Source organism: Catenulispora rubra, assembly GCF_015356825.1.
Taxonomy (GTDB): Bacteria; Actinomycetota; Actinomycetes; order Streptomycetales; family Catenulisporaceae; genus Catenulispora; species Catenulispora rubra.
This window is the reverse complement of record NZ_JAACYW010000099.1, coordinates 24,701-35,407: the sequence shown is the minus strand read 5'-3', so window position 1 is coordinate 35,407 and position 10,707 is coordinate 24,701. Positions and strand designations below refer to the sequence as shown.

Here is a 10,707-nt window from a genome sequence, read left to right as displayed (position 1 = left end):
GGGTTGGGGTTGGGGTGGGGTGGTGGTTTGGCGTGTGGTCGGGGTGCGGTTGGCGTGTGGTTTACAGGCGTTTTTTACGGCTTCGCACATGGTTTGGTGACCTCGCGGGGGGACGCAGTTCGGTTGTGCCCCGCAGGTTGCGCTGGCGGCTGGCGGTTTTGGCGTACACGACCACGCATGGGTCCGAGTCACTGCGCACACGTCATGTGGGCGGCTGTCTGCCGCGTTTGGTGGGTGCCTTGAGGCCTCTGGCGGGCCTCCTCGACGAGGGGGCGACCCGCGCGTCCGACGGTTTGCCGGCGGCCCGCGACTGTTCGGCTTTCTGTCCGCTGTTGCCTGCGCCGCGTTGTTGGGTGGCGGTCGCTGCTTGTGGTCGCCGGGTTCTGGGTCCCTCGCCGCGTCATCGCCGTAAACGGAACCAGCCCGGTTTGGCGGAATCAAGCCGCATCACACTTGCTGTGGTCCGGCTCCGTCCGGCTTGACACCGCCAAACCGGGCAGGTTGGCTGCGCCCGCTGACGCGGCGAGGGACCCAGAACCAAACCCCCGCATGGTCCTTCGGACCCCCTCACCACGGCACCGGCTACGCTGCCGCCTCACCAACCCAGACCGCCGCCACCAGTGGACGTGGCCTGCGATACCGGCAGCCTGCGGTGGGGCAGCAGTCGAACCGGTGAGTCCAGCCCGCCGACCCCGAGCGGATCCGGCGCCCCACAGCCGCGCAACGCGACAGGCCAGCGCGACGTGCCATGTCGTTCGGTGGATCCTTCTTACACGCACCTGGGGTTGTCCTGGATCCCTCGTCGCTGTCGGCGGTGCTTGCACAACCAGCCCGGACTGGCGGTGTCAGCCCGGACGAGACCGGACCACAGCAGCTAAGGGTCCGGGTTGACACCGCCAGGCCGGGCCAATGCCGCGTAGTTAAGGGTTCTGGCCCGCTGTCAAATGTGGTCAATTTGACCAGGTGGGCCCTTGGATGCGACGCCCTCGCGGTCGCCGAGATATGGCAATCCGGGTATATCGAACAGCACTGAGGGTCAAATTGTCCTATTTGACAAGGCTCCAGAATCCTTAACTACGCGGCATTGCAGGCCGGGCTGGTTCCCTCCGGGCGACGTCAGCGACGAGGGATCCAGGACAGCGGTGACCACAACTCGGACCGCCGCCTGCGCGCGGGGTTGGTCATCCCTCCGAGCCGAGGCCCTCGCCGGAGGCGCCTGCTCTTGACTTTGATCTTCGGCACCCACCACACGCGGCAGACGGCCGCCAGACCAGACGCGTGCGCAGTGACTCGGACCGGCGCGCGGTCGTGAACGCGGACACCGGCCAGCCGCCAGCGCAACCCACCACGCACCACCGAACTGCGTTCCCCTGCGAGGTCATCAAACCCTGCGCGAAGCCGTCAAAAAACGCCTGTAAGCCTGTAAACCCACACACCAACCGCACCCCGCCCACCATCAGCACCCACAAGCGCCGCTTCTTCAGGGGCGCTTCGTCGGCAGCGGCCGCAACCCCGGCCAGCGCTGGAGCATCGCCTCGCGCATCCGCGCTGCGAGCTGTGCCGTCTCGCGGAGTGGTCCGTCGCCGAGTCGGCCGACGACGCCGAGCCGGTATGCGAGCCGGTCGCGGGCGCTGACCTTCCACCACTTCCAGTCCTCGACGGTCAGCCGCGCGAGGTGGTCCGTCGTCTCGCGGTGGGCGCGCTGGACCAGGGCGTCGCCGCGGATCGTCCAGCCGGCGCAGGCGTCGGCGAGTTCGTGCTCGTCGATCGCGCGGCCGGTGGCTTCGGCATACGCCGCCTCGGCTTCGGCGAGCAGCTCGGGCGGCTGCGCGGTCGCGCACCAGCAGGTCGGGAAGGCGATGCGGAGGTAGGCCAGCTCGACGGTGCCGTCGCCGAGCGAGGCCTGCTCGAAGTCGACGAAGCGGACGCCGTCCGGGGTGTGCAGATCGTTGGCCGGGCAGGGGTCTCCGTGCAGGAGGTCTGCGTGGGCGGAACGGGTCGCGAGCCGGGTCAGCATCGCGTCGAGTTCGGTGCCGACCGAGTCCGGCGCCGGCGTGCCGAGCCATGCGGCCAGTTTCAGGAACGCCTCGACATCCGCGTTCGTCGGCCCGGACCATGTCGGCAGGTCGACACCGTCGGTCGGGGTGCTGTGCAAGCGGCCCAGTGCTGCGGCATAGCCGATGACCCAGTCTGCGGCGGGCTTCTGTTCCTCGATGTACTCCGTGACCAGCACACGCTCGGCCGGATCGGTGCCGAGGAGCTGCGGCACCACTGCCGGTCGCAGGGCCGACGCGGCCTGGAGCGCCGCGATTTCGTGGGCGTAGCGCTCCTCCGCGCCGGGGCCGGCGACGAGCTGTTTGATCACCGCCGGCGTGCCGCCGAGCGTGGCGCGCCAGACCTCCGAGCGCGGGCTGCTGGCGAGCGATCGCACCCGCTTCGGGCTGCCGAGGCGGGCGATCAGCTCGTCGCCGAGGGGAGGCGCTGAGTGCATGCCTCATCGTGGCACGCACTCAGTGTTCTGCGAGCTGCTGAGTCCTGCGAGCTGCCGGGCTACTTGCGTACCGGCGAGACGCCCAGCGACATCCCCACCAGCCCGCGGCTCCGGGTGGCGATCTTGTCGGCGATCCCGATGAGCACCTGCGCCGCCGGCGACTCCGGGTCGGAGAGGGTCAGCGGCTGGCCGTTGTCGCCGCCCTCGCGCAGCCGGATGTCGATCGGGACCTGGCCGAGCACCGGGACCTTGGTGCCGGTGGCCCGGGTCAGCGCCTCGGCCACGGTCTCGCCGCCGCCGCTGCCGAAGACGTCCACCTGCTCGCCGCAGTGCGGGCAGGGCATCCAGGACATGTTCTCGATCACGCCGGTGATGCGCTGGCGGGTCTGCACCGCGATGGTGCCGGCGCGCTCGGCCACCTCGGCGGCGGCCTGCTGCGGGGTGGTGACCACCAGGATCTCCGCGTTCGGGACCAGCTGGGCCACCGAGATGGCGATGTCGCCGGTGCCCGGGGGCAGGTCCAGCAGGAGCACGTCCAGGTCGCCCCAGTAGACGTCGCCGAGGAACTGCTGGATCGCGCGGTGCAGCATCGGGCCGCGCCACACCACCGGGGAGTTGCCCGGGGTGAACATGCCGATGGAGATGACCTTCACGCCCGAGGGCGCGGTCGGCGCCAGGATCATGTCGTCGATCGGGGTCGGGGGCTCGGTCACGCCGAGCATGCGCGGGATCGAGTGGCCGTAGATGTCGGCGTCCACGACGCCCACCTTCAGGCCCTTGGCGACCAGCGCCGCGGCCAGGTTCACGGTCACCGAGGACTTGCCGACGCCGCCCTTGCCGGAGGCGATCGCGTAGACCCGGGTCAGGCTGCCGGGCTGGGCGAACGGGATCTCGCGGTCGACCTGGCCGCCGCGCAGCTTGGTCTTGAGCGCGTCGCGCTGCTCGGAGCTCATCACGTCCAGCTCGACCTCGACCGCGGTGACGCCGTCGATCGCGCCGACCTCGCGCTTGATGTCGTTGGTCAGCCGGTCCTTCATCGGACAGCCGGCGACCGTGAGGAAGATGGCCACCTGGACGGCGCCGTCGGCGGCGACGTGGACCTCTTTCACCATGTCCAGCTCGGTGATGGAGCGGTGGATCTCAGGGTCCTGGACCTTCGAGAGCGCGTTGTGGATGGCGTCCTCGGTGATCCCGTGCTCGACGGTGATACTCATGCACACGATGCTACGTCTTCCCAGCGCGGCGACGGAGGCCGCCTTGTATGCGCTGCGTCACGCACAACACTCCATTGTGTACAACCGACACCCCGTCTCATTACGCGGCGACAGACGTGAGACGCACCACCCAAGGGCTATATTGAATCGCGTACAGCCCACATCACAGCGTCGTGGAATCCGGGCGAATTCACTCCTGACCTGCGAGAAGGAAGAGCTGTCGTGACGAAGCCTGTGGTGTCCGAGAAACCCGTCGTCCTGATCGCCGAGGAACTGTCGCCGGCCACGGTCGACGCGCTCGGCCCCGATTTCGAGATCCGGCACTGCAACGGCGCCGACCGCGCCGAACTGCTCGCCGCGCTGCCCGAGGCCGACGCCCTGCTGGTCCGCTCCGCGACCCAGGTGAACGCCGAGGCGCTGGCCGTGGCCGGCAGGCTGAAGGTGGTCGCGCGGGCCGGCGTGGGGCTGGACAACGTCGACGTCGGCGCCGCCACCAAGGCCGGCGTCATGGTGGTGAACGCCCCCACCTCGAACATCACCTCGGCCGCCGAGCTCGCCATCGCGCTGCTGCTGGCCACCGCGCGGCACATCCCCAAGGCCAACGCCTCGCTGAAGTCCGGCAAGTGGGAGCGCAGCAAGTTCACCGGCGTGGAGCTGGACGAGAAGGTCGTCGGCATCGTCGGTTTCGGCCGGATCGGGCAGCTGGTCGCGCAGCGGCTGGCGCCGTTCGGCGTGCGGCTGCTGGCCTACGACCCGTACGTGCAGCCGGCCCGGGCCGGGCAGCTCGGCGCGAAGGTCGTGAGCCTGGACGAGCTGCTGGCCGAGTCCGACTTCATCACCGTGCACCTGCCGAAGACCCCGGAGACCCTCGGGCTCATCGGCGAGGAGGCGCTGACCAAGGTGAAGCCGGGCGTGCGGATCATCAACGCGGCCCGCGGCGGCATCGTGGACGAGGCCGCGCTGGCCATCGCGATCAAGGAGGGCCGGGTCGGCGGCGCCGGCGTGGACGTGTTCGTCACCGAGCCGTGCACCGAGTCCCCGCTGTTCGACCTGGACCAGGTGGTCGTGACCCCGCACCTGGGCGCCTCCACCGACGAGGCCCAGGAGAAGGCCGGCATCGCGGTGGCCAAGTCGGTGCGCCTGGCGCTGGCCGGCGAGCTGGTCCCGGACGCGGTGAACGTTCAGGGCGGCACCATCGCCGAGGACGTGCGCCCCGGCCTGCCGCTGGCCGAGCGCCTGGGCCGGGTCTTCACCGCCCTGGCCGGCGCCGCGCCGACCCAGCTGGACGTGATCGTCCGCGGCGAGATCACCCAGCACGACGTGAAGGTGCTGGAGCTGGCCGCGCTCAAGGGCGTCTTCGCCGACGTGGTCGAGCACTCGGTGTCCTACGTGAACGCCCCGCTGCTGGCCACCGAGCGCGGCATGGAGGTGCGCCTGACCACCAGCTCGGACAGCCCGGACTACCGCAACATGACCACGGTCCGCGGCGTCCTGGCCGACGGCTCGGTGGTGTCGGTCTCCGGCACCGTCACCGGCCCGCGCCTGGTGGAGAAGATCGTCGAGGTCGACGACTTCCAGCTCGACGTCACCATCGCCGAGCACCTGCTCTTCCTGCGCTACACCGACCGCCCCGGCGTGGTCGGCCAGCTCGGCGGCGTCCTGGGCGCGGCGGGCATCAACATCGGCGGCATGCAGGTCGCCCGCGCCGCCAAGGGCGGCGAGGCGCTGGTCGCGCTGACCGTCGACTCGGTGGTGCCGGCCGGGCTGCTGGAGGAGATCAAGGCCGCCATCGGCGCGACCGCGGTGCACAGCATCTCGCTGGAGAACTGAGCACTGCGCGTTTCGCTGAGGGCTGATGCACTGATGTGACCGAGGCACTGAGGTGACTGAGACCCTGATGTGACTGAAGCGAGTGGCCCCGCCGAAACCGGCGGGGCCACTCGCGTTCTCCGTCTCAGTCGGCCAGCGGCCGGCGGCCCCAGGCCGTGATGTGCGTCAGCGACAGGTCCACCACCTCAGGATCCTGCAACAGCCGCCGCGCCTCCCGGTACACCGCCTCGTCGAGCTCCATCCGCGGCCACAGCTGGTCCCAGGTCCGCAGCCAGAACTCGTTCGCCGCGGCGCCGGCGCGCAGCACCGGGGTCGCGGCGTCCACGCCGATGTCGGTCAGGCCCAGGTCGCGCAGCCGGCCCGGGTAGTCGCGGGCGAAGTGGAAGTCGGTGCCGATCGTGGTGTTCAGCATGCGACGCATGGCGGTGAAGGTCTGGCGGAGCGCCTGGTGCGCCGAGGAGTGGGTGGCGAAGTCCACGTCGTCGCCGACCATCAGCCAGCCGCCGGGGCGGACCCAGGAGGCCAGCCGGGCCAGCAGGGCGGCGCGCTGCGGGGTGTGCATCAGCATGATGCGACAGTGCACCAGGTCGTACTGGTACCGGCCCGGTTCGGCGTCCAGGGCGTCGGCCTCCAGGGCTTCGAGGTTCGGGGGGTTCGCGGAGGTGTGCAGCATCCGCGTGCTGCGGTCCAGCGCCGTCACGGTGCCCTCCGGGGCCACGGCGGCGGCTAGCCAGCGGGCCACGTGGCCGGGGCCGGTGCCGACGTCCAGACACCGCCATCCGGGGGACACGCCGAGGGCCTCCAGGCAGCGGAACGTGTGCTCGTCGTACATCGCCGCGAGGGCCGACAGGCGGGGGAGCTCCGTGGTCAGGCGCTCCGGGCGGAAGAGGCGGTCGCCGTAGCGTTCGCGGGGCTGTTCGGGCTGGTGCGCGCGGGTTCCGTGGCTGTGCGCGGGGGCCTTGCTCATAGCTCCTGATTCTTCGCCGCCGGGGTGGAAGCGGCACTCCGACGGCGAACACGGACGGAGTGGGGCGCTTCGCGGTGGTCTCACATCGTAAGAACATCCGCCCGCGGCGCAGACAAGATTTAGTCGGATGTCCTAGTGTTTTCCTTGCGCCGCAGGCCACCCTTACCGCGGTAGTCGATTCTCAGCTGTACTCCGGCACCCCTTCGGAGTCGTCCTCCTCTTGACGACAATTCCGCATCACGATCCTGTCTGGAGTCCGCCATGACCCGCACCCGCCGTCCCCGTCACACCTCCGCCGCGTCCTCCGAGGCGGCCGCGGCCGCCCGCGAGGCGCTGCAGCAGGCGCTGGACCGGCGCAGCCGCTGAGCGGCCTGCCGTCCAGATAGCGAACACTCGCAGCTTGCCCATCGAGACACGGTCTACCGTAGGACCATGACAGCACCCTCTTCCATCCGGCTGGCCGTGATCCCCGGCGACGGCATCGGCGTCGAGGTCACCGCCGAGGCCCTGAAGGTCCTGCAGGCCGCGCTGCCGCAGGACGTGAAGGTGGAGGGCACCGAGTACGACCTCGGGGCCCGCCGCTACCATGCCACCGGCGAGACGCTTCCGGACGAGGTGCTCGAGGATCTCAAGGGCTACGACGCGATCCTGCTCGGCGCGATCGGCGACCCGAGCGTGCCCTCCGGCGTGCTGGAGCGCGGGCTGCTGCTCAAGCTGCGCTTCGCGTTCGACCACCACGTCAACCTGCGGCCCTCGCGCCTGTTCCCGGGCGTACCGGGCCCGCTGAAGGAGCCCGGCGCGGTCGACTTCGTCGTGGTCCGCGAGGGCACCGAGGGGCCGTACACCGGCAACGGCGGGACCATCCGCAAGGGCACCGTGCACGAGGTGGCCACCGAGGTCAGCCTGAACACCGCCTACGGGGTCGAGCGCGTGGTGCGCGACGCCTTCGGCCGGGCCCAGGCCCGGCCGCGCAAGAAGCTGACGCTGGTCCACAAGACCAACGTGCTGGTCTTCGCCGGCTCCCTGTGGAGCCGGATCTTCAATGAGGTCGCCGCGGAGTTCCCCGAGGTGGCCACCGACTACCTGCACGTCGACGCCGCGACCATCTTCCTGGCCACCCAGCCGGAGCGGTTCGACGTGATCGTCACCGACAACCTGTTCGGCGACATCATCACCGACCTCGCCGCCGCGGTCACCGGCGGCATCGGGCTGGCGGCCTCCGGGAACCTGGACGTCACCGGCACGTTCCCGTCGATGTTCGAGCCCGTACACGGCTCGGCGCCGGACATCGCGGGGCAGGGCAAGGCGGATCCGACCGCCGCGGTGCTCTCCGCCGCCCTGCTCCTGGACCACCTCGGACGGACCAAGGCCAGCCCGGCCCTGTCCGAGTCCGCGCGCCGGATCGAGGCGGCCGTCGAGGCCGACCTCACCGAGCGCGCCACGCAGACAGCGCCGCGGACGACCTCCGAGATCGGCGACGCGCTGGCGGCCAAGGCCGCCGGTTTGTAACACGCCGCTGTAACACATCCACACCCGGAGACCGGCCTGGCGGCAGAAGGATGCCAGGCCGGTCTGCGTCACGCCCGCGCCAGGGCGTGAGCCGAGGTATGCCTCGCTGCGCTCCTGGGGTAACGTCTCAGATAATGGGATTTTCCCTGGGAGGGGCGCTGCGAGCTGCGCACCTCGGCTGCACACCGGGCCAGAGCTGGCCGTCGAGGCCGTCAAGGAGGACGCGCGAGATGTCACTGACCATCGAACTCAAGCCGAGCAGCACCCCCAAGCCCGTCGAAGAGCGTGAGGCGCTGAAGGCCGTCGGCGGGTTCGGCCAGATCTTCTCCGACCACATGGTCACGATCCGCTATACCGAGGGCAAGGGTTGGCACGACGCGGTCCTGGAGGCCTACGGCCCGGTGAGCCTGGACCCGGCGGCCTCGGTCCTGCACTACGGCCAGGAGATCTTCGAGGGCCTGAAGGCGTTCCGGACCGACGACGGCCAGATCGTCTCCTTCCGCCCCGACGCCAACGCCGCGCGCTTCAACCGCAGCGCGGCCCGGATGGCGATGCCCGCGCTGCCCGAGGACCTGTTCCTGGCCGCCATCGACGTGCTGGTCAGCACCGACCGCGAGTGGGTGCCCGAAGGCGAGGGCCGCAGCCTGTACCTGCGTCCCTTCATGTTCGCCACGCAGGTCGGCCTCGGCGTGAACTCGCCGAGCAAGGAGTACCTGTTCATGCTGATCGCCGGCCCGGCCGGCTCCTACTTCGCCGGCGGCGTGCAGCCGGTGACGGTGTGGCTGTCCGAGGACTACGTGCGCGCGGTCAAGGGCGGCACCGGCGAGGCCAAGTGCGGCGGCAACTACGCGGCCAGCTTCCTGGCCCAGGCCCAGGCCGTGGAGCAGGGCTGCGACCAGGTGGTGTGGCTCGACGGCTTCGAGCACAAGTACGTCGAGGAGATGGGCAGCAACAACCTCTACTTCGTCTACGGCCAGGGCGCCGACGCGCGGCTGATGACCCCGGCGCTGACCGGCTCGCTGCTGCCCGGCATCACCCGCGACTCGCTGCTCAAGGTGGCCGCCGACCTCGGCATCCCGGCCGAAGAGGGGACGATCTCGGTCGAGCAGTGGCGCGACGGCGTGGCCTCCGGCGAGATCACCGAGGTGTTCGGCTGCGGCACCGCGGCCGTGGTGACGCCGCTGGGTAAGGTCAAGGGCAAGGACGGCGAGTTCGCCATCGGGAACGGCGAGCCGGGCCCGGTGACGCTGAAGATCCGCGAGGCGCTGCTCGACATCCAGACCGGCAAGGCCCCCGACCTGCACCACTGGCTGCGCAAGATCGCCTAGTGGCGGGGTTTTCATCGTTTATCGGTTGAAAGCGAGCGGGGCGCGCGAGAAGGTCGGGGAGTGACACAGCCTTTAAAGGTGACACAGCCTTCGAAAGCGACACAGACCCTGACCGACTCCGCGCCCCGTCGTTCGTTGTGGCGCCACCGCGACTTCCTGCTGCTCTGGGGCGGGCAGTCGGTCAGCGAGATCGGCAGCTCGATCACCGTGCTGGCGCTGCCGCTGGCCGCCGTGGTGCTGCTGGACGCCGGCACGTTCCAGGTCGGCCTGCTCACCGCGATGAGCACGGTGCCGTTCCTGCTGGTCGCGCTGCCGGCCGGGGCCATGGTGGACCGCGCCGCGAAGCACCGGCTGATGATGTGGTGCGATCTGGGCCGGCTGCTGCTGATGGCCTCGGTGCCGCTGGCGACGCTTCCCGGCCTGCACCTGACCTACCTCCACCTGCTGATCGTCGCGCTGCTGGCCGGCGTGCTGACCGTGTTCTTCGACGTCGCCTACCAGAGCTACCTGCCGACCCTGCTGGAGCGGGAGGACCTGGTCGACGGCAACGGCAAGCTCGGCGTCACGCAGTCCTTCGCGCAGTTCGCCGGGCCCTCGCTCGGCGGCGTGCTGGTCGGGGCGCTCGGCGCGGCGCGGGCGCTGGTCGCCGACGCGGCCAGCTACGGGCTGTCCGCCCTGTCGCTGCTGCTGATCCGGACGCCGGAGCCGCCGCCGCACGCCAATCACAAGGAACGAAGGATCCGGGACGACATCAAGGAGGGGCTGCACTTCGTCGTCGGGCATCCGATCCTGCGCAAGGTCGTGGCCTGCACCGGCACCAGCAATCTGTTTAGCGCGATGCTCCTGGCCGTGGAGATCCCCTTCATGGTCCGGGTGCTGCACCTCAAGCCGAGCGGTGTCGGTCTGGTGCTGACCCTGGCCGCGGTCGGCGGGATGGTCGGGGGCCTGGTCGCCCGACCGCTGGCCGACCGCTTCGGCAGCGCGCGGATCATCTGGCTGGCGCCGCTGGCGCTCGGGCTCCCGGCGTTCCTGGCGCCGTTGGCGACACCCGGCTGGGGCGTGCTGTTCTACCCCGCCGGCCTGGCGTTCTTCGGGATGATGGCGGTCGTCTACAACGTCGCGCAGGTCTCCTACCGGCAGGCGATCACCCCGCACGCGCTGCTCGGGCGGATGAACGCCAGCGTCCGGTTCATCGTCTGGGGCACCATGCCGCTGGGCGCGCTGCTCGGCGGGGTGGTCGGCACCTGGTTCGGGCTGCGGCCCACATTGTGGATCGCGGTGATCGGCAGCTACGCGGCTGTGGCCTGGGTGTTCTTCTCGCCGCTGCGGCACATGCGGGACGTGCCGACCGCGCCGGATCCCGGATGA

At 70.3% G+C, this 10,707-nt stretch carries 7 protein-coding genes; 4 read left to right on the top strand and 3 right to left on the bottom strand.

Features of this window, described 5'->3' with window-relative positions; translation table 11 throughout:
- Nucleotides 1-1,480 precede the first annotated feature (1,480 nt).
- Entirely contained in the window at nucleotides 1,481-2,491 is a 1,011-nt protein-coding gene (locus tag GWK61_RS25585) for an aminoglycoside phosphotransferase family protein (protein ID WP_194912004.1), read from the bottom strand.
- Between the two features lie 59 nt (nucleotides 2,492-2,550).
- On the bottom strand, nucleotides 2,551-3,705 hold the full coding sequence (locus GWK61_RS25580; protein WP_194912003.1) for an Mrp/NBP35 family ATP-binding protein: 1,155 nt from the start codon (nucleotides 3,703-3,705) through the stop codon (nucleotides 2,551-2,553).
- A 237-nt stretch (nucleotides 3,706-3,942) separates the two neighbouring features.
- Here GWK61_RS25580 and serA point away from each other — a divergent pair, with 237 nt between their 5' ends.
- The gene (gene serA, locus GWK61_RS25575; RefSeq protein ID WP_194912007.1) at nucleotides 3,943-5,535 is read left to right on the top strand and encodes a phosphoglycerate dehydrogenase; all 1,593 of its coding nucleotides are present in this window, start codon (nucleotides 3,943-3,945) and stop codon (nucleotides 5,533-5,535) included.
- A gap of 124 nt (nucleotides 5,536-5,659) precedes the next feature.
- On the opposite strand, the gene GWK61_RS25570 is transcribed toward serA, so the two are convergent.
- Nucleotides 5,660-6,502, bottom strand: coding sequence for a class I SAM-dependent methyltransferase (locus GWK61_RS25570; RefSeq protein ID WP_194912002.1), 843 nt, complete (start codon nucleotides 6,500-6,502; stop codon nucleotides 5,660-5,662).
- 432 nt (nucleotides 6,503-6,934) lie between these two features.
- Here GWK61_RS25570 and GWK61_RS25565 point away from each other — a divergent pair, with 432 nt between their 5' ends.
- The 3 genes from GWK61_RS25565 to GWK61_RS25555 all read left to right on the top strand — a co-directional run bounded on the left by GWK61_RS25565 (nucleotide 6,935) and on the right by GWK61_RS25555 (nucleotide 10,707).
- On the top strand, nucleotides 6,935-8,011 hold the full coding sequence (locus GWK61_RS25565) for a 3-isopropylmalate dehydrogenase (protein WP_194912001.1): 1,077 nt from the start codon (nucleotides 6,935-6,937) through the stop codon (nucleotides 8,009-8,011).
- A gap of 230 nt (nucleotides 8,012-8,241) precedes the next feature.
- Nucleotides 8,242-9,339: a branched-chain amino acid aminotransferase gene (locus GWK61_RS25560; protein WP_194912000.1), complete on the top strand. Its 1,098-nt coding sequence runs from the start codon at nucleotides 8,242-8,244 to the stop codon at nucleotides 9,337-9,339.
- 78 nt (nucleotides 9,340-9,417) lie between these two features.
- A complete protein-coding gene (locus GWK61_RS25555; RefSeq protein WP_323747750.1) occupies nucleotides 9,418-10,707 on the top strand; it encodes an MFS transporter in 1,290 nt (429 codons plus the stop codon).

Bases quoted from the DNA above. Each gene is read 5' to 3' on its own strand.
- GWK61_RS25585 (WP_194912004.1), bottom strand. From the start codon at position 2,491: ATGCACTCAGCGCCTCCCCTCGGCGACGAGCTGATCGCCCGCCTCGGC.
- GWK61_RS25580 (WP_194912003.1), bottom strand. From the start codon at position 3,705: ATGAGTATCACCGTCGAGCACGGGATCACCGAGGACGCCATCCACAAC.
- GWK61_RS25570 (WP_194912002.1), bottom strand. From the start codon at position 6,502: ATGAGCAAGGCCCCCGCGCACAGCCACGGAACCCGCGCGCACCAGCCC.
- GWK61_RS25565 (WP_194912001.1), top strand. From the start codon at position 6,935: ATGACAGCACCCTCTTCCATCCGGCTGGCCGTGATCCCCGGCGACGGC.
- GWK61_RS25560 (WP_194912000.1), top strand. From the start codon at position 8,242: ATGTCACTGACCATCGAACTCAAGCCGAGCAGCACCCCCAAGCCCGTC.